Annotated in this window: 19 protein-coding genes; 10 read left to right on the plus strand and 9 right to left on the minus strand. The window is 64.9% G+C overall.

Going from position 1 to position 23459, the window contains the following annotated elements; all coding sequences use genetic code 11:
* Window positions 1–86: 86 nt before the first annotated feature.
* The gene (locus CCOS865_RS01380) at window positions 87–1073 is read right to left on the minus strand and encodes a hypothetical protein (protein WP_244216053.1); all 987 of its coding nucleotides are present in this window, start codon (window positions 1071–1073) and stop codon (window positions 87–89) included.
* Window positions 965–1474: a PAAR domain-containing protein gene (locus CCOS865_RS28360; RefSeq protein WP_341868348.1), complete on the minus strand. Its 510-nt coding sequence runs from the start codon at window positions 1472–1474 to the stop codon at window positions 965–967. The genes CCOS865_RS01380 and CCOS865_RS28360 overlap by 109 nt, the downstream gene beginning before the upstream one ends.
* A gap of 310 nt (window positions 1475–1784) precedes the next feature.
* On the opposite strand from CCOS865_RS28360, the gene ycaC (CCOS865_RS01385) reads away from it, so the two are divergent.
* The 4 genes from ycaC (CCOS865_RS01385) (at window position 1785) to CCOS865_RS01400 (ending at window position 6078) form a co-directional block, all read left to right on the plus strand.
* Window positions 1785–2414 (plus strand): isochorismate family cysteine hydrolase YcaC, encoded by a 630-nt coding sequence (ycaC, locus tag CCOS865_RS01385; protein ID WP_119137200.1) that lies wholly within the window; start codon window positions 1785–1787, stop codon window positions 2412–2414.
* A gap of 90 nt (window positions 2415–2504) precedes the next feature.
* Window positions 2505–3071, plus strand: a complete 567-nt coding sequence (locus CCOS865_RS01390) for an antibiotic biosynthesis monooxygenase (RefSeq protein WP_119137201.1) — start codon at window positions 2505–2507, stop codon at window positions 3069–3071.
* A 53-nt stretch (window positions 3072–3124) separates the two neighbouring features.
* A complete protein-coding gene (locus CCOS865_RS01395; protein WP_119137202.1) occupies window positions 3125–3943 on the plus strand; it encodes an alpha/beta fold hydrolase in 819 nt (272 codons plus the stop codon).
* A 293-nt stretch (window positions 3944–4236) separates the two neighbouring features.
* Window positions 4237–6078, plus strand: a complete 1842-nt coding sequence (locus tag CCOS865_RS01400) for an amidohydrolase (RefSeq protein WP_167469000.1) — start codon at window positions 4237–4239, stop codon at window positions 6076–6078.
* Between the two features lie 136 nt (window positions 6079–6214).
* Here CCOS865_RS01400 and CCOS865_RS01405 read toward each other — a convergent pair whose 3' ends face one another.
* From CCOS865_RS01405 to CCOS865_RS01415, 3 genes are all read right to left on the minus strand, one after another.
* Window positions 6215–7798 carry an MFS transporter gene (locus tag CCOS865_RS01405; RefSeq protein ID WP_119137204.1) on the minus strand — a complete coding sequence of 528 codons (1584 nt, stop codon included), beginning with the start codon at window positions 7796–7798 and terminating at the stop codon, window positions 6215–6217.
* 1 nt (window position 7799) lies between these two features.
* A complete protein-coding gene (locus CCOS865_RS01410; protein WP_119137205.1) occupies window positions 7800–9056 on the minus strand; it encodes an OprD family porin in 1257 nt (418 codons plus the stop codon).
* Window positions 9057–9244: 188 nt separating this feature from the next.
* Window positions 9245–10156 carry a LysR substrate-binding domain-containing protein gene (locus tag CCOS865_RS01415; protein WP_119137206.1) on the minus strand — a complete coding sequence of 304 codons (912 nt, stop codon included), beginning with the start codon at window positions 10154–10156 and terminating at the stop codon, window positions 9245–9247.
* Between the two features lie 170 nt (window positions 10157–10326).
* Here CCOS865_RS01415 and ycaC (CCOS865_RS01420) point away from each other — a divergent pair, with 170 nt between their 5' ends.
* Entirely contained in the window at window positions 10327–10956 is a 630-nt protein-coding gene (gene ycaC, locus CCOS865_RS01420; RefSeq protein WP_119137207.1) for an isochorismate family cysteine hydrolase YcaC, read from the plus strand.
* Window positions 10957–11114: 158 nt separating this feature from the next.
* Here ycaC (CCOS865_RS01420) and CCOS865_RS01425 read toward each other — a convergent pair whose 3' ends face one another.
* Window positions 11115–11408 carry a hypothetical protein gene (locus CCOS865_RS01425; protein ID WP_119137208.1) on the minus strand — a complete coding sequence of 98 codons (294 nt, stop codon included), beginning with the start codon at window positions 11406–11408 and terminating at the stop codon, window positions 11115–11117.
* Between the two features lie 573 nt (window positions 11409–11981).
* On the opposite strand from CCOS865_RS01425, the gene CCOS865_RS01435 reads away from it, so the two are divergent.
* The gene (locus tag CCOS865_RS01435; protein WP_119137212.1) at window positions 11982–12260 is read left to right on the plus strand and encodes a HigA family addiction module antitoxin; all 279 of its coding nucleotides are present in this window, start codon (window positions 11982–11984) and stop codon (window positions 12258–12260) included.
* Between the two features lie 10 nt (window positions 12261–12270).
* Here CCOS865_RS01435 and CCOS865_RS01440 read toward each other — a convergent pair whose 3' ends face one another.
* A complete protein-coding gene (locus CCOS865_RS01440) occupies window positions 12271–14058 on the minus strand; it encodes a monovalent cation:proton antiporter-2 (CPA2) family protein (RefSeq protein WP_119137214.1) in 1788 nt (595 codons plus the stop codon).
* A 280-nt stretch (window positions 14059–14338) separates the two neighbouring features.
* Window positions 14339–15298 carry a GlxA family transcriptional regulator gene (locus CCOS865_RS01445; RefSeq protein WP_119137216.1) on the minus strand — a complete coding sequence of 320 codons (960 nt, stop codon included), beginning with the start codon at window positions 15296–15298 and terminating at the stop codon, window positions 14339–14341.
* Window positions 15299–15479: 181 nt separating this feature from the next.
* Here CCOS865_RS01445 and CCOS865_RS01450 point away from each other — a divergent pair, with 181 nt between their 5' ends.
* Together CCOS865_RS01450 and ycaC (CCOS865_RS01455) are read left to right on the plus strand one after the other, a co-directional pair.
* Entirely contained in the window at window positions 15480–15908 is a 429-nt protein-coding gene (locus tag CCOS865_RS01450) for a helix-turn-helix domain-containing protein (RefSeq protein WP_341868349.1), read from the plus strand.
* A 79-nt stretch (window positions 15909–15987) separates the two neighbouring features.
* On the plus strand, window positions 15988–16614 hold the full coding sequence (ycaC, locus tag CCOS865_RS01455; protein ID WP_119137219.1) for an isochorismate family cysteine hydrolase YcaC: 627 nt from the start codon (window positions 15988–15990) through the stop codon (window positions 16612–16614).
* Between the two features lie 18 nt (window positions 16615–16632).
* Here ycaC (CCOS865_RS01455) and CCOS865_RS01460 read toward each other — a convergent pair whose 3' ends face one another.
* The gene (locus tag CCOS865_RS01460) at window positions 16633–21744 is read right to left on the minus strand and encodes a trifunctional serine/threonine-protein kinase/ATP-binding protein/sensor histidine kinase (RefSeq protein ID WP_119137221.1); all 5112 of its coding nucleotides are present in this window, start codon (window positions 21742–21744) and stop codon (window positions 16633–16635) included.
* Between the two features lie 264 nt (window positions 21745–22008).
* Here CCOS865_RS01460 and CCOS865_RS01465 point away from each other — a divergent pair, with 264 nt between their 5' ends.
* Complete coding sequence (locus CCOS865_RS01465; protein WP_119137223.1) at window positions 22009–23004, plus strand: response regulator; 996 nt, start codon at window positions 22009–22011, stop codon at window positions 23002–23004.
* On the plus strand, window positions 23001–23387 hold the full coding sequence (locus tag CCOS865_RS01470; protein WP_244216054.1) for a response regulator transcription factor: 387 nt from the start codon (window positions 23001–23003) through the stop codon (window positions 23385–23387). Before CCOS865_RS01465 ends, CCOS865_RS01470 begins: the two co-directional genes overlap by 4 nt.
* Window positions 23388–23459 lie beyond the last annotated feature (72 nt).

Consider the following 23459-nt stretch of genomic DNA (forward strand, 5'->3'; position numbering starts at 1 on the left):
CTGCAGGTCTATGGCGACACCCGTGAGTCCTATGATGAAGGGGGACACTAATAGCGCTATCCCCCAACCACTTTTCCATAACCCGATCATGGGCCAGCCGCTTCAAATAGAACTTCGCCTAAATACTCTCCACCTGACATCCCTGCCGTGCTCCCTACTAACGCAACGGCTCCTGCTACTACGATATTACAGACGAGAGCGCCGGGGCCTGCCCCCAGACACGCTACCGCTGCGAGTCTGCTGGCAGCGAGGCCGGAAACAGAACCTCCCGCCAATCCCCCTGCAAAACTCCCGGCTTCTGTAAACTTGATCTTGCGACAGGCTTCTGTATTGCCTGCAGTACAGGCGTCATGGATCTTGAAGACGGAGGAGCCTGCACCGATCACTATTCCTAGTTGTCCGCCCTTTTGGAGATATTTCGACATCCTCCCCAACTTTTCCACATGCGTCGCATAGCCCGGAATCGCCCCTGGTGCACCGGCTTTGCTCCAATGGTGAACCAAACTTTTGCTGGATATACCCAGGCCTCTTCGCAGGGTGTCATGGCTACCAAGATTCATGTGCTTGTTGAGGAAGCTCATTCGCAACTGGGTATCCATCCGCTTGAAAAGCTCCTGACGAGAGGCGAAGAACTCGGGGCTTTTCAAATGGCCGTATTTCGAAAACTGCTGCTGATGCACTAGCTCAATCTGACGCAGCGTGTTCTTCAAGTCATCAAGTGACCTTGCCATCATCGTCTGGGCTACCCCCATCGACAGGCTCACATCACTGAGCAACCCCGCGATGTCCGCCTGATGGCGCATCATGAAGTTGGCCTCCTCGTTCGTAAGATCAGCCAACGCCTCCCGGGCAACCTGCGCAGCACTCATCGCCTGCAACTCTTGGCGGGTGCAGGTATGCCCATTGCCGGGATCGCCGATGATGAAAATCTCACCGGCCTTGAACCCTTGCTGATACGTCGGATTCAGCCGTTGCAGCATCGAATGCGGCAGGCTCGTTTGCGGGTCACTGAGGTTAGCCAGGACCTGCTCGTACGACATACTGCGCGGAACGATGTAGAACCCCGGCTCCATGATGTCCTGCGCAGCAGCGGTGAAGCTCTGTTGGTAGCGGGCAGAGACAGTTCAGGACTTTTCGGTGATGGCGCAGCGCTGCTGGGTGTTGCTACCGGTTGAGCTCGGGGTGGCGTAAGGGCACCTAGAGGCGCGATCACCCGACATCCGTCATCACATCCGCAGGCTACCCGCGCCCCATCCATGGCGGCCCTTCGGCCATCAACCATGAACCCTGCCATCCCCTCGACCACTGTGCCGCTCTTGTTGCATCGAGGGCAGGGCGTCGTGACGTCGCCTTCGCGCAGTACGCGACGCCCATTGACCTTGAATATCGACGTACTGGCGATGCAGATTGCGCCGGTGGTGGTGAAGTCGCCATCCAGCGCTTGGCCTCTGCCTTTCATGTTGATGCGATTCATATCCAGGCTCCTTGGAAAACCTGGACGCTAGCACCCTGCAATGGGCAATTAGGTCCCTTGGAGGTGCTTTCGGAAATGTCCTACATCAACTCGCGAAGAACCTCCTATTTCGGCATCGGGACAGGCCTGCGAGAGCTGGTCGGCGTGCGAAGAGCACCCGCAAATCCACTGCCAATCCATCGTTCACAAAATGGAACGCTAAAGCCAAATTTCGCTATCTACCGCTCCAAAGGTGTTGGTTTTAATCTTTACCCATCAACGCGAAACACCCAACTTACTCGAAATCAAAACCACCTTTAGGAGCTTCACCATGGCTAACTTCAAATACAACCGCCTGAACAAAGACGACGCTGCCGTGCTGCTGGTCGACCACCAGGCGGGCCTGCTGTCCCTGGTCCGTGACATCGAGCCGGACCGCTTCAAGAACAACGTGCTGGCCCTGGCTGACCTGGCTAAGTTCTTCAACCTGCCGACCATCCTCACCACCAGCTTCGAGCAAGGCCCCAACGGCCCGCTGGTACCGGAACTGAAAGCGCTGTTCCCGGATGCCCCGTACATCGCCCGCCCAGGCCAGATCAACGCTTGGGACAACGAAGACTTCGTCAAAGCGGTCAAGGCAACTGGCAAGAAGCAACTGATCATCGCGGGTGTAGTGACTGAAGTGTGCGTGGCCTTCCCAGCCCTCGCAGCGCTGGAAGAAGAGTTCGACGTGTTCGTGGTCACCGACGCCTCCGGCACCTTCAACGAATTGACCCGCGACGCCGCTCATGACCGCATGAGCCAAGCCGGCGCCCAGCTGATGACCTGGTTCGGCGTGGCCTGTGAGCTGCACCGCGACTGGAGGAACGACATCGAAGGCCTGGCCGCGCTGTGCTCCAACCACATCCCGGACTACCGCAACCTGATGACCAGCTACAACGCCCTGACCGCCGCTAAGTAAGCCGCCCCGTCACAGCACACCCATCCAATCCAGCGCCCGCCCACTGCCGCACAGTGGGCCTGGCCCGCCGCTCATCCCCAGGGAACGCCGATGAACACTGCAACCCAAGACAACCGCAACGTGGTGACCCTGGTCATCCAGCACAAAGCCCGCGCCGAATCGCTCGCGCTCTATGAGGCATGGCTCAAGCGCGCGGTGTCTACCGCTCGCCAGCAGCCAGGCCACCTGGACGTCAACGTGATCCGCCCGGACGGCGGCGGCTGCCACTTCACCACCGTGGTGCGCTTTGCCGATGCGGATTTGTTGCAGGGTTGGGTCAACTCGGCCGAGCGCCTGGCGCTGGTCAACGAGGTGCTGCCCTTGCTGGAGGACGGCGACCACACCCAGGTGCATGACGACCCGGAATTCTGGTTCACCCCGCCAAGCACCACCACGGCGCAACCGCCGCGCTGGAAGCAGGCGCTGCTGACCTACCTGGTGATCTGCCCGATGACCATGGTCATCCCGCAACTGCTGGCGCCGCTGTTCGCGCGCTTCCCGCAGCTGGGCGGGCCTGTCATCGGCAACCTGATCGTCAACCTGTTCGTCATCCTGCCCGTGGTGTTCTACATCATGCCGTGGGTAACCCGGCGCTGTGCCAACTGGCTGCGCGGCTGAAACTTCGTACCTGCCTTGTTCAAGCAACTTCCCATTTTTCAGGAGATACCGACATGAGCACACTCGTTACCCGCGATGGCACTGCGATCTATTACAAGGACTGGGGCAGCGGCAAGCCCGTGCTGTTCAGCCACGGCTGGCCGCTGGATGCCGACATGTGGGACACGCAGATGGAATACCTGGCCAGCCGCGGCTACCGCGCCATCGCCTTCGACCGCCGTGGCTTCGGCCGGTCGGACCAGCCGTGGACCGGGTACGACTATGACACCTTCGCCGACGACATCGCCCAGCTGATCGAACACCTCGACCTGCGCGACGTGACCCTGGTCGGCTTCTCGATGGGCGGCGGCGACGTCAGCCGCTACATCGCTCGCCACGGCAGCGAGCGGGTCGCCGGGCTGGTGCTGCTGGGCGCGGTGACGCCGGTGTTCGGCAAGTCCGAGAGCAACCCGGAGGGGGTTGATCTGTCGGTGTTCGAAGGCATCGCGGCAGGCTTGCGCGCTGATCGGGCGCAGTTCATCGCCGATTTCGCCACGCCGTTCTATGGGCTGAACCAGGGGCAGACGGTCTCTCAGGGTGTGCAGACGCAAACCCTCAATATCGCGCTGCTGGCCTCGTTGAAAGCGACCCTGGATTGCGTGACCGCGTTCTCCGAGACCGACTTCCGCCCGGACATGGCCAAGATCAATGTGCCGACCTTGGTGATCCATGGCGATGGCGACCAGATCGTGCCGTTCGAGACCACCGGCAAGCGCGCTGCCGAGTTGATTCGTGGGGCTGAGCTCAAGGTCTACAGCGGTGCGCCGCATGGCTTTGCGGTAACGCATGCGCAGCAGTTGAACGAAGACCTGTTGGCGTTCCTGTCCAGGTAAGCAGTGCGGGGGCGACCGCCATCGCGGCGCCCCAGGCACTTCGTTGCTAGCCTCAACCGCGCCAGGCAGCACATCCATCCAATCGTCGCCACGCATGAACCGGCATGCTCCGCAGTTGCGCCTGCCCATGCCGCATCCAGACGGAGACCCTCATGACCCAGGACCCCAACGACAAGAGCCGTCGCCAGTTCCTCGCCACCAGCACCGTGCTCGGTGCCGCCGGTGCGCTCTGGTCTGCGCTGCCCTTTACCGGTTCAGCCGGTTCCGCCCATGCATCCACTCAAGGAGGCCCCATGACCGCCGACCTCATTCTGTTCAACGGTAAACTGCACACCGTCGACCGCGAAAAGCCCACCGCCACCGCCGTTGCCATCAAGGACGGCCGTTTCGTTGCCGTTGGCAGTGACGCCGAAGCCATGGCGCACAAAAGCGCTGCCACGCAGATCATCGACCTCAAGCAGCGCACCGTCATCCCGGGCTTGAACGACTCCCACCTGCACCTGATCCGCGGTGGCCTCAACTACAACCTCGAGCTGCGCTGGGAAGGCGTCCCCTCGGTGGCTGACGCCCTGCGCATGCTCAAGGACCAGGCCGAGCGCACGCCTACCCCGCAGTGGGTCCGCGTGGTCGGTGGCTGGAACGAATTCCAGTTCGCTGAAAAACGCATGCCGACCCTGGAAGAAATCAACCAGGCCGCGCCCGACACGCCGGTGTTCCTGCTCCACCTGTACGACCGTGCGCTGCTCAACCGCGCCGCACTCAAGGCCGTGGGCTACACCAAGGACACGCCCAACCCGCCGGGTGGCGAGATCCAGCGCAACAAGTTCGGCGAGCCGACCGGCATGCTCATTGCCCGCCCCAACGCGATGATCCTCTACGCGACCCTGGCCAAGGGGCCGAAGCTGCCGCTGGAGTACCAGGTCAACTCGACCCGCCAGTTCATGCGTGAACTCAACCGCCTGGGCCTGACCAGCGCCATCGATGCCGGCGGCGGCTACCAGAACTTCCCGGACGACTATTCGGTGATCCAGGAGCTGGCCGACAACGGCCAGTTGACCGTGCGCATCGCCTACAACCTGTTCACCCAGAAGCCCAAGGAAGAGCTGGACGACTTCAGGAAGTGGACCTCCAGCGTGAAGCTGCACAGCGGCACCGACTTCCTCCGCCACAACGGCGCGGGCGAGATGCTGGTGTTCTCGGCCGCCGACTTCGAGGACTTCCTCGAGCCGCGCCCGGACCTGCCGCAAACCATGGAAGAAGAACTCGAGCCGGTGGTGCGCCACCTGGTCGAGCAGCGCTGGCCGTTCCGCCTGCACGCCACCTACAACGAATCCATCACGCGCATGCTGAATGTGTTCGAGAAGGTCAACCGTGACATTCCGTTCAATGGCCTGCCGTGGTTCTTCGACCATGCCGAGACCATCACCCCGGAAAACATCGAGCGCGTGCGTGCCCTCGGCGGTGGTATCGCGATCCAGGACCGGATGGCCTTCCAGGGTGAATACTTCGTCGATCGCTACGGCGCCAAGGCGGCCGAGCAGACCCCGCCGATCAAGCGCATGCTCGACATGGGCGTGCCGGTCGGGGCCGGTACCGACGCCACCCGCGTGTCCAGCTACAACCCGTGGACTTCGCTGTACTGGCTGGTCAGCGGCAAGACCGTCGGCGGCATGGAGCTGTACCCCGAGGGACTGAGCCGCGACACCGCCCTGCAGTTGTTCACCCAGGGCAGCGCATGGTTCTCCAGCGAGCAGGGCAAGAAGGGCCAGATCAAGGTCGGCCAGCTGGCGGACCTGGCGGCGCTGTCGCTGGACTTCTTCAGTGTCGAGGAAGAGGCGATCAAGGGCATCGAGTCGGTGCTGACGATCGTCGATGGCAAGGTCGTGTATGGCGCCGGCGAGTTCGACAAGCTCGGCCCACCGCAAGTGCCGGTGCTGCCTGAGTGGTCGCCGGTGGCCAAGGTGCCGGGGCACTGGCGCGTCGGTACGCCTTCGCTGGCCGCCGCGGTGCACCAGTGTGTCGGGCCGTGTGGCGTGCATGCGCACAGCCATGAGAAGGCGCGTCATTCGAGCGTGCCGGTCAACGACTTCCAGGGCTTCTGGGGTGCGTTGGGTTGTTCCTGCTTCGCCTTCTGATGTAAATCGGGGGCCTTGAAGGCCCCCTTTTTTGTGTCGTCTGCACTGGCCCCTTCGCGGGTAAACCCGCTCCCACAGGGTTCACCGCTGACCCTGTGGGAGCGGGTTTACCCGCGAAGAGGCCAGCGATGACCCTCTAGGCTTTACCCGCCAACAGATGCCGAATCCGCACCGGCACGCCCTCGCTCTGCAACTGCCGCACCCGCGCCTCGATCTTCAGTTCGCCACGCGTCACGCGGTGGTGATGGCGCAAGTGCTCCAGCCACGACTCCTCGAAGAAGAACTCCATCCACACCAACGGATCCGCACTGTCTCGCATCAGCCCCCACGACAGCGCGCCGTTGCGCTTGCGCATGGCCTCCAGCTCCCGCGCGGCGACCTGAAACGCCTCGGCCTTGGCCGCGTCGATGTGGTACTCGACCGTCACCATCACCGGCCCGCTTTCTTTATCCACCTCGTCATCGAGCACCGGCACTGGCCAGTGCAGCGACGGCGTCAGCGCTTCGATTTCAGTCGTGGGCAAGGCCACCTTGAGCGTCAGCAAGGTGCCCAACGCCAAACCCGCGGCCGCCAGCAGCAGGCTCTGGGTGATCGACACATGGCTGGCCAGGCTGCCCCACAGCAGGCTGCCCGCCGCCATCGCGCCAAAGAAGATCAGGATGTACACCGACAGCGCCCGCGCCCGTACCCAGGCCGGCACCGAGGTTTGCGCCGCCACCTGCAGGTTGGACAGCACCGCGATCCACGCCGCGCCGCTGAGCAGCATCGCCGGCAGCAGCACGTAGAAGTTGCGCACCAGCGCCAAGGTCAGCAAGAACACCGCATACAGCAGCGCGGCAATCGCCACCAGGCGGTCGCGGCTGATGCGCTCGCGCAGCGTTGGCAGCAGGGTCGCGCCGGCTACCGCACCGATGCCGATGGCGGCCAGCAGCATGCCGAAGTCCGCCGCGCTGCCGTGCATCTCGCCGCGCACGATCAGTGGCAGCAACGACATGCCAGCACTGGCGCAGAAGAAGAACGCCAGTGCGCGCACCAGCACCGCCTGCAAGGGCTTGGAGCTGCGGGCAAAGCGCAGCCCGGTGCGCATCGCGCCGATGAAGCGCTCGGCCGGCAGCAGCGGCGTCTGCACCTGGCGCTTCCACAGCAGCAACACCAGGATCACCCCGGCAAACGACACGGCATTCAGGGCAAAGGTCAGCCACGGCCCGACCAGGCTCACCAGCACCCCCGCCAACGCCGGGCCAACGGCGCGCGAGACGTTGATACCGACGCTGGAAATCGCCACGGCGGCCGACAATTCGTCCTTGCCCACCAGCTCGGGGGTCAAGGCGCTCCAGGCCGGCATCATCAGCGCAGTGCCGATGCCCAGGGCCAACGTCAGGGCCAGCAGCAGCGTGACGTTCATCAAGCCGAGCAGGGTCAGCACCGCCAGGCTCAGGGCCACGGCCGACATCCACAGCTGCACCAGCAACAGGTAGCGGCGCTTGTCGACGATGTCCGCCGCCGCGCCCGCCGGCAGGGCCAGGAAGAACATCGGCAGCGAGCCGGCGACCTGGATCAGCGCCACGTGCAAGGGGCTGGCCGACAGCGTGGTCATCAGCCAGCCGGCGCCCACTTCGTGCATCCAGGTGCCGATGTTGGAGGCGATGGTGGCGATCCACAGCATGCGAAAGGTGCTGTTGCGCAGGGGGCTCCAGGCGCTGGAGGAGGGAGTGCTCATGTCAGAAGCTGCCTTTGAGAGGGTATTCGATGATCAGGTACAGGCGGTCGATGTCGTCGCCGGCCTGGGCGCTGTTGGCCCGGTGGCTGACGTGCGACAGCGACAGGCTGAGGTCCTTGGCGGTGCCGCTCTGCACCACGTACTTGAGGTCGAGGTCGCGTTCCCAGTGGCGCCCGCCGTGGCCTTGCTGGGCGACGTAGGCGCCGCCTGCAGGCGCATGCGTGCCGTCGATGCCGCGGCCGGTGACGTAGCGGCCCATCAGGCTCAAGCCGGGCACGCCGAGGGTGGCCATATCGAGGTCGTAGCGCAGTTGCCAGGAGCGCTCGTTGGGGCCATTGAAGTCGGCGTACTTGATCGAGTTGGCGAGGTAGATCGAGTCGCCACCGACGAAGTCGAACGGCGTGTCACCGTCGATTTTCTGGTAGGCCAGTGTCAGTGCCTGGGCGCCACGGCGGTACTTGGCGGCGAGGCTGTAGGCGCGGGTGTCGATCGCCCCGGCGCTGGCCTGGCCGCTGTCGCGGGTGTGATAGAGGTTGCCGTCCAGGCGCCAGTTGCCCTCGGCCAGGTTGAGGTTGAGGTAGCCCTGGCGCCAGGTGTCCTCCAGCTGCGAGGCGTACAGCGCACCGCCGAACGGGCCGTCGGGCGCGTAGGTGGCGCCGGCCAGGCTGATGGCATGGCCGTGGGTGGTCGCGCCAACACCGCTGAAGTCATCGTGGCTCGAGCTGTTGTCCTGGTTGTTGAACGCGGTGAAGCGCCCGGCCTGCAGGCGCCAGTCGGCCAGGTCGGTGTTTTCCAGCAGCCAGCCGGTGGCGTATTCGGGGTGCAGGCGTTTGTCGCCGGTGTCGAACACCGGCGTTTCGACGGTCATCTCGCCGTAGCGCAGCAGGGTGTTGCCCAGGCGCAGCTTGAGCGCGGCGCCGGCACTGGAATAGTCCGACTCGGCGCGGCCATCGCTGTCGCGCGGCAGCAGGCCGGTGCCGGCGTGGCCACGGCCACCGTCGAGCTTGAGGCCGAGAAAGGCGTGAGCGTCGATGCCGACGCCGACGGTGCCTGCGGTGAAGCCCGAGCGCAGTTCGCCAATGAAGCCCTGGGCCCATTCCTGGCGGTAGCTCTGGCCGCTGCCGGTGGGCGAGCGGTAGTCGTTGTGCAGCAGGTAGTTGCGGCTGAGCAGCGACCAGCCGGGGTCGTCGGCCTGCGCCTGAGAAACGGCGAGGGCGGTGAGCAGGGTGAGGGCGATCCTGCTGGAGGCACGGGGCATGGTGAGTCCGGTTCTGGTTGTAGGCTTCAGAGAGCCGGGGCTGCTGCGCAGCCCTTTCGCGACACCAGGCCGCTCCTACAGGGTCAGCGTCGGCCGGGTGCCTTGCGCGGTACTGGTGGGAGCGGCCCCTCTTCAGACTGAACTGTGCCGCATGCGCCTGCGTACTTCTTGTATGGGTGTGCTGGCGCTTACGCCATGTCGCTGGCGGCGAACTCTTCGGCCAGGTGATCGATCAGCGAGCGCACCGATGGCAGCAGCCCGCGCCGCGAGGGGAAGATCGCATGAACGATGCCGCAGCGTGGGTGCCACTCCGGCAGCAGTTCCACCAGGCGGCCGCTGGCCAGGTCGTCGCGCACCGCGACCCGCGGCAGGTGGGCGATGCCCACGCCCGCCAGGACGAAATGGCGCAAGGCGAACAGGTCATCGGTGACCATCCGCGGCGTGTGCGGGATGACGATGCTGCGGCTCATGTCCTCGCCCTGGAACAGCGCCCACTGGTACTCACGCTGCGCGCCGCCCCAGTGCAGGCTTGGCAGTGCGCTGAGCGCCTGCGGCTCGAAACCGGGTGGCAGTTGCTCGAGGAACGAAGGCCGGCCGACCAGGCACTGGGTGCTGTTGCTCAGCACCTTCATCACCATGTCGGTGTTTTCCAGCGGCGGGAAGCGCACCCGCAGGGCCATGTCGAAGCCCTCGTGGAGCAGGTCGACGCGGCGGTTGGTGCTTTCGATGAACAGCTCCACCAGCGGGTACTTGACCATGTAGCGGGTGAGCATCGGCGCCACCAGCGAGTTGAGCAGGGTGGTCGGGCAACTGAGGCGTACCAGGCCGCGTGGCTCGCAGCGGTTGCGTTCAATGACCTCGGCGGCGCTTTCGGCCTCCACCCGCATGGCCAGGCAGCGGCGGTAGTACTCCTGGCCGATCTCGGTCAGCGAGCAGTGCCGGCTGGTGCGGTGCAACAGGCGCACGCCGAGGCGGTCCTCGAGGTCGGCGATGCGCCGGCTGAGCTTGGACTTGGGCATGTCCAGCGCTCGCCCGGCGGGGGCGAAGCCGCCGTGCTCTACCACCTGGGTGAAGAAGTAGAGGGAGTTGAGGTCTTCCACGCGTTGTTCTCCAGGGATCTTGTTCTGCGTGCCAATTGATCGTTCGCATAATAGAACGCTAAAGGCGAATTTCGCTATCTACCGCTCCAAAGGTGTTGGTTTTAATCTTTGCCCATCAACGCGAAACACCCAACTTACTCGAAATCAAAACCACCTTTAGGAGCTCTACCATGGCCAACTTCCAATACAACCGCCTGAACAAAGACGACGCTGCCGTGCTGCTGGTTGATCACCAGGCGGGTCTGCTGTCCCTGGTCCGTGACATCGAGCCGGACCGCTTCAAGAACAACGTGATGGCCCTGGCTGACCTGGCCAAGTTCTTCAACCTGCCGACCATCCTCACCACCAGCTTCGAGCAAGGCCCCAACGGCCCACTGGTACCTGAGCTGAAAGCGCTGTTCCCGGACGCCCCGTACATCGCCCGCCCAGGCCAGATCAACGCCTGGGACAACGAAGACTTCGTCAAGGCAGTGAAGGCAACCGGCAAGAAACAGCTGATCATCGCGGGTGTGGTGACTGAAGTGTGCGTGGCCTTCCCAGCGCTGGCAGCTCTGGAAGAAGAGTTCGATGTGTTCGTGGTTACCGATGCGTCGGGCACCTTCAACGAGATGACCCGCGACGCCGCTCACGACCGCATGAGCCGTGCGGGTGCACAGCTGATGACCTGGTTCGGCGTGGCCTGCGAGCTGCACCGCGACTGGAGGAACGACATCGAAGGCCTGGCGGCGCTGTGCTCGAACCACATCCCGGACTACCGCAACCTGATGACCAGCTACAACGCCCTGACTGCGGGTAAGTAATCACCCACCGACATCGAAAAAAGGCCGGCATTCCTCTGGGGATGCCGGCCTTTTTTTGTTTTCAGCGCAGGCCTCATCGCGGGCAAGCCCGCTCCTACGCTCAACCCTTGTAGGAGCGGGCTTGCCCGCGATGAGGCCGGTATGGCAGCTGAGAATGCTCAGTTAACGGGCTGCGATTCAATCCCCTCGAGCATCGCCTCGATCAATCCATCGGCCATCTCGACCGAGTGCAGGTTGGCCCACATCAGGCTCTGACCTTTCTCGTCCAGGTGTGCGAGTGCCTTGTAGCCACTTTCATACGCGCCACGCAGGTACAGCGCGACATGCACCAGGGCGTCATGGGCGGTGATGCCGGGGTTGACGGTGAACATGGGCGGATGGCCGGCGTCGCAGCGGCCGAAGGGGCGTTGCATGGTGTTGGGGAGCGGTGGGTCCGGGACTATTTTCTTCATTGCAGAAAACTCCTTGAGTTGAGCTGCAATCAACCGTTTCCACACAGAGGGCGGCAGCTGTACGCGGGGTGGAAAACCGGCCAAGAAGGAAACCGGCAGGCCATAGGCCTCCCGCGTACGACTGCCATTAAACAGTCCTATCTTGACCATCCGGATTTCCACATCCGATCGCTGAACCGACAGCGACCCGGTCAGCCTAGAGGGCATGGTTTCCTTGGACAATCAGACGGGAGTCGACAGGCTTCGTAGGGTATTTCGCTGGTCGTGGGGGAGGCAGCAAGAAACGTCTTCAGACGCTGTAGGACGTTGCTGAACCTGAAATCCTGGGGCCGCTTCGCGCCCCTTTCGCGACACAAGGCCGCTCCCACAGGTGATCGCGGCTGGTCGTGAGCCTTGCGCGATCCAACGTGTGGGAGCGGCCTTGTGTCGCGAAAGGGCTGCGTAGCAGCCCCAGTGCACCGAATCTCGGTTCTTTACAGTTCGGGAAAAGGCCCACAGCTGTTGCGGAAACCATGGGCTTAAACTGTGGGGAAGACCTGCCCATGATCGGCTGCCTCAATCAGGAGCCTCCTCATGCACAATCCCCCTCACCCAGGTGAGTCCTTGCGAGACGATGTCTTGCCGGCGATGGGCATCAGCGTGTCAGCACTGGCAGGCCATCTCGGTCTCACTCAAAGCCAGTTATCCGCAGTCCTCAACGGCCGCGCCAGTCTCTGCGCAACACTCGCATACCGGCTTCAGCTCGCTGGCCTTGGCGATGCGCGCCAGTACCTGGCGGAACAGATGGCCTACGATCTTTGGCAGGTGGCCCGTCAGGAGCACCCGCCAATCACTCGTTTGACCTTACCCTGAGGGCAAGACGTCAATCCGCATCCGACTCGAACAACCGCTCCAACTCCACCCGCGCTTCCTTGGCGTTCTGCATCACCTTGGCGCGGTCGTCGCGTACGCTGCCCTGGGTTTCCAGCACCTGTTCGTCATGCTCGCTGAAGCGCTGGATGCGGTCCGCCGCTTGCGCCTCGGACAACCCCAACCCCACCAGCGCGCGGCGGGTCATCTCCAGGCTGGAATAGAACGTCTCGCGGATCGGCACCGCACCCACATCGGTCAGCTTGTGCACGTGCTGGCGGTTACGCGCCCGGGCCAGCACCTTGAGGTGCGGGTACAGCCGCTTGACCCGTTCTGCCGTGCGGGTGGTGATCTCCGGGTCGTCGGTGGTGATCACCAGGTATTCGGCGTCGCCAACCTTGGCCGCATGCAGCACTTCGGCGCGCAGCGGGTCACCGTAGAACACCGGCGCCTGCTCGAAGGTGCGGGTCAACTCGATGGCGTCCACCGAGGTGTCGAGGGCAATGAACGGGATCTTCTGTGCACGCAGGATGCGCGAGACGATCTGGCCCATGCGGCCCATGCCGACGATCACCACACGCGGCGCATCGGTCTGGATCTGCTTGTACTGCTCTGGCACTTCGCGGGTGCTCTGCGGGCGCTTCAGCAGGCGCGCGCAGGCGATCAGCAGCAACGGCGTGGCGGCCATCGACAGGGTGATGGTCATCAGCAGCAGGTCATAGGTGTAGGTGTCGAACAGGCCTTGGTCCTTGCCCAGCTTGAACACCACGAAGGCAAACTCGCCACCGGCCGCCAGGACCACGCCCAGACGCAGCGCGTTGGCGGTATTGAGGCCGCCACCGAGGCGCCCGACCAGCATCAGCAACGGCAGCTTGACCGCCACCAGCAGCAGGGTCAGGCCCAGCAGCAGGGCCGGGGACTCGAGCAGCAGGCTGAGGTTGGCGCCCATCCCGACACTCATGAAGAACAGCCCGAGCAGCAGGCCCTTGAACGGCTCGATCTGCGACTCCAGCTCATGCCGGTACTCCGAGTCTGCCAGCAGCAAGCCGGCGAGGAAGGCGCCCAGGGCCATGGAAATCCCGGCCTCTTCCATCAGCCAGGCCGTGCCGATCACCACCAGCAGCGCGGTCGCGGTAGACACTTCCGGCAAGCCGGTGCGGGCGACGATGCGGAACACCGGGCGCAGCAGGTAGCGGCCGCCGACGATCACCACGGCAATGCTGGCAAACACCTTCAGGCCATGCTCCAGGCCGTCGCCGTGCGCGGTGTCCGGGCCGGTTGCGGCGAGCAGCGGCACCAGGGCGATCAGCGGGATGGCGGCGATGTCCTGGAACAGCAGAATGGCAAACGCCAGGCGGCCATGTGGGGCATTGAGCTGCTTGCTCTCGGCCAGGCTCTGCAGGCCGAGGGCGGTCGACGACAGCGCCAGGCCGAGGCCGAGCACCACGGCGGCGGGCATCGATTGGCCGAAGACGAACATAGCAATGGTGCCGATCACTGCACCGGTCAACACGACCTGGGCCAGGCCCACGCCGAATACCGATTTGCGCATCAGCCAGAGGCGCCGTGGGGACAATTCCAGGCCAATGATGAACAGCAGCAGGACCACACCCAGCTCGGAAATGTGCGCGACGCTTTCGGTGTCGCGGATCAGGCCCAGCGCTTGCGGGCCGATGGCCACGCCGGCGAGCAGGTAGCCGATCACTGCGCCCAGTTGCAGGCGCTTGGCCAGGGGCACGGCGATGACCGCGGCGAGGAGGAAGATGACGGCGGTTTGTAGAAGGCTGCCTTCGTGTGGCATCGCTCGGACTCCATGAGCTGCTACGGGGCAGCGTTGATTACAGTGAAGCGAGAATTGTGACGGCCAAGCTGCTTGCAGACAATCTGCTTGTTTGGCGACACATTGTCTCTGCTAGGGTGACAATCGGTGGTGACCTCTTCGCGGGTAAACCCGCTCCCACAGGATTTGTGCAGATCTCAGGAGCGGCTCGGTACCCTGGCTGCGCAGAGGTAACAAGCGGCTCGATACCCTGTGGGAGCGGGTTTACCCGCGAAGAGGCCGGCAATGCCGCACAGGAGTTTCAGCCGCCGCCAAACTGTGCACGATACTGATTCGGCGTCATCCCGATCCGCTCGCAAAACACCTTGCGCATATGCCGGTCACTGCCAAACCCGCTGCGCGCCGCCACCACCTTCAACGGCAGGTCAGAGCCCTCGAGCAGCTTTCGCGCGTAGTCGATCCGCGCGTTCTGCAGGTACTGCAGCGGCGTAATCCCGACTTCGCGCTGAAACGCCCGGGCAAAGTTGCGGCTGCTCATCGCCACCAGTTCAGCCATCTTCTGCACGGTGAACGCCTGGTCGATATGGTCGACCAGGTACGCCTGCACACGGGCAATCGGTGAGCCATCGCGCGGCACCGCCGCCAGCAATGGCCCGTAGGGCAACTGCCCACCCTGGCGATGACGCGCGACCAGCAACACCTTGGCCACCTCCAGCGCCAGTGCCTTGCCATGGTCCTCGGCGACCACCGCCAAGGCCAGATCGATCCCGGCCGTGATCCCGCCCGAGGTGATCAGGCTGCGATCGACCACGTAGATCTGCTCGGTTTCGACGTTGACCTCGGGAAACTGCCGCGCCAGGCGCTCGACGTAGTTCCAGTGGGTGGTGCAGCGATAGCCGCCGAGCAACCCGGCGCGGGCCAGCAGAAACACCCCGGTGCAGATCGCTCCGAAGCGCCCGGCACGGCGCACCGCCTGCGGCAGCCAGCCCTCGATCCCCGGCAGGGCGACGTCATAGGCCCCAGGGCCACCCGGCACCAGCAGCAGGTCGATCGCCTCTGGCAGTTGATGCAGACAAAGGTCGGCCACGACCTGCAAGCCACTCGAGCTACGAATGATGCCCTCGCCATCGGCGACGGTGATCAGCCGGTAGCGTTTGTCTTCAGGCAGAAAACGGTTGGCCAGGGCAAAGGCGTCCATCGGCCCGGTGACATCGAGCATCAGCACATCATTGAAAAGAACCACTGCGACTGTGCGCTGCATACCCATCCACCCTGAATACCGGCCTTCGACAAGGCCCGACCCTTAACCAGATCGGCATCTTAAGGTAACGGTTTAACCCGTGGGGCCAGCACCCGCAGAAAAATCATCATCTGTTTTGGCTGGAACGGCACCTGAACCGGTCGTCGTTAGCGGTTTGCCTCGAATTAATAACTATTAAGGGTTGGCTCAGGACTTTGTCATGTCGCCAAGGCGAGACTCTGTTCATCGAAAGAGGAGCGTCGTTATGACCCCCCAGACCCTAGCGCCGGGTGCCCTGACCCCCAAGCGCCTACGCCTGGCCAAGGAACTGATGCTGCGCAGCGAGCTGTCGATCATCGAGATCGCCGCGCTGTGCCACCTGACCCGCAGCCACTTCTCGCGGGCGTTCAAGATCAATACCGGCCTGTCGCCACAAGCCTGGCGCCTGCTGGCGCGGCTGGAGAAGGCCAAGCAGCTGCTGGCCACCGAGGCGCCGATCACCGATGTCAGCCTGGAATGCGGATTCTGCGACCAGGCGCACTTCACCCGCGCATTCAGCCGCTTGGTCGGCCAGCCGCCGAAAGCCTGGCGCCTGGCAGCACGATCGCAAGCACCGAGCTACCTTTCTTAAGCCGTTTTTATCCGCAGGGATAGGTCCCTGCGGACAAGGGCGGTTGCCACTGACTTTTCCAACCCAAGGAGTCACCGTCATGAGCAATCCAGATTACAAACGCCTGAACAAAGATGACGCCGTGGTACTGCTGGTCGATCACCAGACCGGCCTGATCTCGCTGGTGCAGGACTTCTCGCCCAACGAGTTCAAGAACAACGTGCTGGCCCTGGGTGACCTGGCCAAGTTCTTCGGCCTGCCGACCATCCTCACCACCAGCTTCGAGCAAGGCCCGAACGGCCCGCTGGTGCCGGAGCTCAAAGAGATGTTCCCGGATGCGCCGTACATCGCCCGTCCTGGCCAGATCAACGCCTGGGACAACGAAGACTTCGTCAAGGCGATCAAGGCCACCGGCCGCAAGCAGCTGATCATTGCCGGTGTGGTGACTGACGTGTGCGTGGCGTTCCCGACGCTGTCGGCGCTGGCTGAAGGGTTCGATGTGTTTGTCGTGACCGACGCTTCGGGCACCTTCAACGAAACCGTGCAGCAGGCCGCCTGGGCGCGCATGACCCAGGCCGGGGCACAGATGATGAACTGGTTCTCGGTGGCGTGTGAGCTGCACCGCGACTGGCGTAACGACATCGAAGGGCTGGGTAACCTGCTGTCGCAGCGCATCCCCAACTACCGCAACCTGATGAACAGCTACTCGGCGCTGACTTCGCGTTGATGGCAGCGGGGGGCGCAATCAACGCGCCTCCCACTCTCCCACCGGCAAGGTCACCAGAATCCGACAGCCGCCCAGCTCGGACACCTGCGCCCGCAAACTCCCGCCATGCGCCCGCACCACTGAACTGCAGATCGCCAGGCCCATCCCCAGGCCATTGGCCTTGGTGGTATAGAACGCCTCGAAAATCCGCTCGCGTTCTTCGGCGGTGATTCCTGGCCCGTTGTCGTCCACCGAAATCTCCACCCCCGCCTGGGTCACCTGCGAGCCAATGCACAGCAGCCCATCACCGCGGAACCCGCCCAGCGCTTCCAGCGCATTGGTAATCAGGTTGAACACCAGCTGCTGCACCTGTACCGGATCACCCTTGATGCTGACTCCCGCCTCGAGCCGCGGCTGAACCTTGACCCCGCACTTGAGCGCATCCGCCGAGGTCAGGCGGAGCACCCCCTGCACCAGCTCGTCCAGGTTGATCGGCTTGACCTGCAGTGGCGCCTGCTTGGCCAGCGAGCGCAGCGCCTTGACGATGCTCGCCGCGCGCTCGCTGTCGGCGCGGATGTCTTCCAGGCCGCCAATCGCTTCTGCCAGGTCCGGCGCGTCGCGCTTGAGCCAGCGCAGGCTGGCTGCGGCGTTGGAGGCAATGCCCAGCAGCGGCTGGCTGATTTCATGGGCGATCGAGGCGGACAACTCGTTCATCACCTGCTGGTGCGAACTGCGCGCCAGCTCCGCCCGCGAGCGGCGCAGCTCGGCTTCCATCTGCGCGCGGGTCTGGTTGTCTTCGGCCAGGCGGGTATAGAACTTGGCCGTCTGCAGCGACACCGCGGCCTGCGAGGCGAGAATCTCCAGCATCGCCAGGCGCTGGCTGCCGAACAGGTTGGGCACCAGCCGATTTTCCAGGTAGACCAGGCCGATCAGCACGCCGCGGATCACCAGCGGCAGGCACAGCACCGAACGCGCACCGCGGGCGTGGAGGTCCTGGCGGAAGGCTTCGGGGCATTCGCACAGGGCATCGTGCAGCAGCAGCGGCTTCTTGGTGCGCATGGTCGCGTTGATGATCGACAGCGGCGCCTGGGTCATGAATTTCTGGCAGTCCTCCATGCTCACGTGCAGGCCGCCGTCGTCGATGGCGGCCGCCGCGGCCATCTGGAACTCGGCGCCACTGACGATCAGCAGCGCGCCGTGGTCGGCGCCGGAGTGCAGGGTCAGGTGGCCCATCAGGGTCTCGATCAGGCCTTCGAGCAGCACTTCTTCGGACAGCGCGCGGGCAGCCTCGATGCCGGCCTCGAGGTCCAGGCTGGCCTGCGAGTGGGAGCGGTAGGTCTCCTGGATCGGTTGGGTGCGCAGAAACGGGTGCAGCGTCTCCAGTTGGCGCACCTTGCCGGCCGCCCCCCAGATATGGAAACAGTCGCGGGCAATCCGCAGGTGCAGGTTGGCGCCGGAGATCAGGCCGCTGGGGATGCACACTTCGGCCAGTTGTTCGTGGGCCAGGGCCTGCTCATGGATAAACCCGGCGGCGGTGGCGGCGATCTGTGCCTGGTCGAAGCAACGAATGGCCGACAGGCCGTCGCCGTCGAGCTTGGCGATCACCCCTTCGATCAGCAGCAGCTTGTTGCGGAAGGTCATTGGATTGAACTGCGCCCAGCGCGCGAACAGCGCACGCAGCTGGCCCAGTTGTTCACGCTTGTGTTCGAGGCTGCCGGGGGCTTCCGGGCAACCCAGGGTCAGCCCGCGGAACAGGTGGTAGTCGGCCAGGTTGATATGCGCCGGTGCCGCCCAGGCCAGGGTGCCGGCGTGCTCGAGGGCGCGCACGGCGTGGCGGATATCGCCCAGGTAGAACGCCGCCATGCCGTCGAACAGGTGCTTGAAGAACAGCGTCGTGCGCGAGCTGACGCGGTCTTCCAGGGCCTCGTACAGCAGCGTCTCGCAGTGCTCGCGGCGGGCTTCGGTGCCGTCGCTCAGGGCGCTGACGAAGCCTTCCTGGGCCAGCAGGATCTGCTCGATGTCGCGGTAGCCGTACTGACGCACGCTGGCCAGGCCGCGCTCGACTTCCTCAGCCACGGTGTGCAGGTGGTGGCCCATCACCAGCGAGTCGGAGACCAGGTGATTGCAGGCGTAGCAGGCCATCGCCAGGTCGCCGCTGAGGCGTCCGGAGTCGATCGCTTCGAGCGCGGTGCGGCGGGCGAATTCCATGGGTGCGGTCCAGGCGCTGACCTGGTCCAGGGCCAGCAAAGTGCTGGTCAGGTCGGCCTCGAAGCCATGTTTTTCGATCAGCTTGAGCGCCGCCAGGCAGTAGGCGTGGCCATCGTGATAGGCGCCCAGGCGCTCGGCGCCCATCACCCCGAACCAGGCCAGGCCGTAGGTGCTGCCGGGGGCCACGCCGTGGGCGAGGGTCAGCTCGAGGATCTTCGCCAGGTGCAGGAAGCGGATATCGTCCTCGATGAAAAACGACGAGGACAGGGTCGCCAGCAGGGCGACCGCGACAATCACTTCTTCGCTGTCGGCCTTGGGCAGTGCCTCCAGGCAATGTCGCCCTTGCTGCTCGATCAGCGCGTGCACCTTGCGGTACTCGGCCTCGACCTGCTGCGGCGCGCTGCCGCGTACCAGCTCGATGCCGAGCAGGCGCAAGCCCGCGAGGGCGTCGTCGATGGCGCCGTCATAATCGCAGCGCAGGGTCTTCAAGCGGGCGCGCAGCTTGCACGCGGTCGCTTGGTCGAGCGGCGAGCGGGCCCGCTCGCTGCATTGGCTGATGCGCTGTTCGGCCTCGGCCATGCGCGACAGCAGCATGTCGCATTCGGCCGCCATGCAGGCCAGGGCGAACGCATGCTGCTGGCGGGTGTGGCGTGAGGCGCGGGCGTGCAGCAGTGCTTCGGCGGCTTGCAAGTACCCGCAGGCCTGGTCGTACGACGCGGCGTCGCGGGCGAGGGTGGCCGCCTCCTGCAGAAGCACCACGAACGCCTCGCACTCGTCTGCGCCGAAGGTCAGGCGGTCGGCACGCTGCACCTGGTTGGCGATCTCGAACAGCACATCAGGCAACTCGGCGCGCCAGGTCTGTTTCATCGCCCGGGCAATCCGCGCATGCAGCGGCGCCCGCTCATCGGTGGCGGTGAGCAGGTAGGCGGCCTCCTGCACGCGGTCATGCGAGAAGCGCAGTTGCTGCTGGCTGGACGACAGGAAGCCCGCCTCGAGCAAGGCCTTGAGGTGATCGCCGAGGCGCTCGGGGGCCAGCGTGACCAGCCGGCGCAGCACGCCTGGGTCAAAGCAGCCGGCGGCAGCGCCGGCAATCCGCAGCACTTCGCGCTGGGCCGCAGGCAGGCGCGCCAGGCGGTGCACCATCAGGTCGGCGACGTTGTCGGCGTAGCGGTGCTGTGCCACCGCCTCGAGCGACCAGGTCCAGCGCATGGCCAGGGTATCGAAGCTGAACAGGTGGTCTTCGACCATGGCCTTGAGAATCTGCCGGACGAAAAACGGGCTGCCGGCGGCTTTGGCATGCACCAGCTCGGCAACCTGTTGCGCCTCCTCGGGACTGACGTGGTAGCGCGCGCAGATCAGCTCGACCACCGCGCTGACCGGCAGCGGCAGCAGGTCGAGGCGCTGGCTGCGCAGGGTCGGCGGATGGCTCAGCTCAGCCGCGAACGGGGTGCTGCCGCCCGCGCTGTCGCTACGGCTGGCGAAGATCAGCAACAGGTTGGCCGGCGGCTGCGCGAGCAGTTCGCGCAGCAGGTGCAGGGTGGCGTCGTCGGCCCACTGCAGGTCGTCGAGAAAGATCACCAGCGGCCGCCCCGGGGCGGTGAACACCTGGAGGAAGTCGACGATTGCCCGCAGCTCTTTTTCCAGGGCCAGGCGCGACAGCTTCTCGGGGAACTCGGCCATCGGCCCGATGATCAGCTTGAGGTCCGGGGCGAGCTTGCCGAGCAGCCGCCCGCGGCCTTTGATGCGCTGCTGGATGTCGTCGCGGATGGCGTGCAGGTCGCTGCTGTTCTTGGCCAGCAACTGGGTGGTCAGGGAGCCGAGGATGTCGATCCAGGGCGCATAGGGGATCGCCTGTTCAAGGCTGTTGCACTTGCCCGAGGCCCAATAGCCGCTGGCGTTGTCGCGCAAGGCGGCCTGCACCAGGCTGGACTTGCCCATGCCGGTGGCGCCGCTGATGAACAGCGACTGCGGGGCGCTGTCGCGGCGCAGTGCCTTGAGCAGGCGGGCGATGCTGTGCAGCTCGCTGGTGCGCCCGTACAACCCTTCGCGGGCGGGTGGCACCGGGTCGCTGCGGCCGAGTTGGAACACCTCGAGGGTCTGCGTGGCGGCCCATTGCCGCTGGCAGTGGGCAAGGTCCACCGCCAGTGCCTGGGCGCTCTGGTAGCGGGCGTCGGGCTCCTTGGCCAGGGCCTTGGCGAGGATCAGGCTGATGCTCTCGGGCAGCGCGGGGTCGACTTCGTTCGCCGGCTTCGGCTGGACGCCCGCATGCAGCTGGCGCCAGTGCAGTTTGTCGCGCCCCGCAAGCGGCAATTCGCCGACCAGCATCTGGTAGAGGATGGCGGCCAGCGCATAGATGTCGCTGCGCCGATCGCTGCTCGCGCCGTGCGGGCAGACCTGCTCGGGTGCCAGGTAGCGCCAGTCGACCCCTTGCGAGCCCTGGCTGGCGATCAGCTCGGCGGTGTCGGCGCGAAAGCCGCAGAGGCGGACCCGGTTGTCGTCGAGCAGCACCAGGTGCTGCGGTTGCAACGCGCCATGCAGCACATTCGCCGCATGCGCCAGGCTCAGCGCCGTGGCCGCATGCACGGCAATCTGCAGGAACACGCGCAGGGTCGGCCGACCGTGGGCGATCACCTCGGCGATCGACTCGCCCGCCGGGTACACCAGCAGCGGGCCTTCCGCCGAGCGCACGAAGGCCGCCGGCAGCACCGCCCATTCCGGCTCCAGGCGGATCCGGTAGTCGCGCTCCAGGCGCTGGCAGGCGGCCGGCGATTCGACCGGCGCGCGCACGGCGATCCAGGCCTTGCTTGAACGTGCGTCCCACAAGCGGAAGTAGCTGAGGTCGCCCTCCTGTGCGAGCAAGGCGGTATCGCACCGATTCAGCCACGCTTCATCCAGCGACGGATCGTTATCGATGGGCCTGTGAACGAGGCGTTCGTCCAGCATCGCGCAACCCTCAGCAACCTGCAGTGTGAGCGCGAGTATACGCAGCGGCCCTGGTGCCAAACCCCGCCCCGGACGGCTTGGCAGGAACGGGAACGCTTTTGACCGTTATGGTCCCTTCGCCGGCGGCCCTGGCCGATTGCCAGGCGCTGCCGGGGTGTATCCTCAACGCCAACCTATCCCTCGGGATAATTGTCTGGACGCGGGCGTTGGCCTAGATTGCACGGGGCTGCGCGACCGCCATGGCCTGTGAGATTCGAGACGATCATGATCCGATTAGGCAATGCGCTGGTGTCGCTGGAGCGACGAGAGGCCTTCCTCGACGGCAAGCCATTGCCGCTCGGTGGCCGCGCCTTCGAAGTGCTGGCCATGCTGATCCGCGCCAATGGCCGGGTGGTCGGCAAGGACGAGCTGTTCAGCCAGGTCTGGGCCGGCACCGTGGTCGAGGACAACAACCTGCAGGTGCAGGTCTCGCTGCTGCGCAAGATGCTCGGCGACAAGCGCCTGATCCAGACCGTCGCGCGCCGCGGCTATCGGCTGGCGACCGATCCTGCGGGCGAGCAGGCCTCGTTCGCAAACACCCACACCGAGGCGTTCAAACTCGATGCCGAGGCGCTGGCGCCGGGCGAGGATGGCGCGTCGGTGCCGGTGCTGGTGGTCGACGACGACCCGTCGGTGCGCAACGCCCTGGGCCGGTTGTTCCGCGCGCAAGGCATCGCCCATCGCCTGTACGCCTCGGCCGAAGAGCTGCTGCAGACCCAGTGGGACACGCCCTACGCCTGCCTGTTGCTCGACATCAACCTGCCGGCGGCTACCGGCCTTGAGTTGCAGGACCTGCTCGGCAAGCTCGACCTGCCCTGGCCGGTGGTGTTCATGACCGGCTATGGGACCATTCCGATGACCGTGCAGGCCATGCGCGCCGGCGCCATCGAGGTGCTGACCAAGCCGTTCGACGAGCAGCAGCTGCTCGACCTGCTCGACACCGTGCGTGCCCGTGCGGTGAGTGCGGGCCGTGCCTGGCAGCATGCGCGCCAGGTCAAGGACAAGTACGGGCGCCTGACCACCCGTGAGCGGCAGGTGTTTTCGCTGGTGGTCAGCGGCCTGTCGCACAAGCAGATCGCCAAAGAAATCGGTACCAGCGAAGTGACCACCAAGGTGCACAAGAAGAACATCATGAACAAGATGCAGTCGCGCTCGCTGGTCGACCTGGTGTCGATGCACAACGTCATCGACAGCCGCGCCGAGGGCCAGGGCGCCGCATGAATGGCGTGGGCGCAGGCGACAGGGCATCGGTGTGCATCGTCGATGATGATGCGTCGGTGCGCAAAAGCCTGGCCAACCTGCTGCGCTCGGCGGGCTTCGGCACGTTCCTGTTTGCCTCCGGTGGGGAGTTTCTGGCGTCGGATGAGGCGCGTGAGGCGGGGTGTGCCCTGCTTGACCTGAAGATGCCGGGGCTCGGTGGCCTGGAGATCCAGCGCGAGCTGGCGCTGCTGGGGTGGGGCTTGCCGGTGATCTGCATGTCGGCGCACTGGAATGACGATGGGCTGGTGCAGTCGATGCGCGAAGGGGCGGTGGCGTGTCTGCGCAAGCCGTTCAGTGAGGAGGCGTTGCTCGAGGCGATCGGGTTGGCGTTGCGTCGGCGCTAGCCGACAGCCCCATCGAGTGCCCTGAGGGGCAACGTTGCCACGGAAAAGGGGCCGCAGCGCGGCCCCAATACA

The sequence above is a fragment of the Pseudomonas reidholzensis genome (assembly GCF_900536025.1).
GTDB classification, from domain to species: domain Bacteria; phylum Pseudomonadota; class Gammaproteobacteria; order Pseudomonadales; family Pseudomonadaceae; genus Aquipseudomonas; species Aquipseudomonas reidholzensis.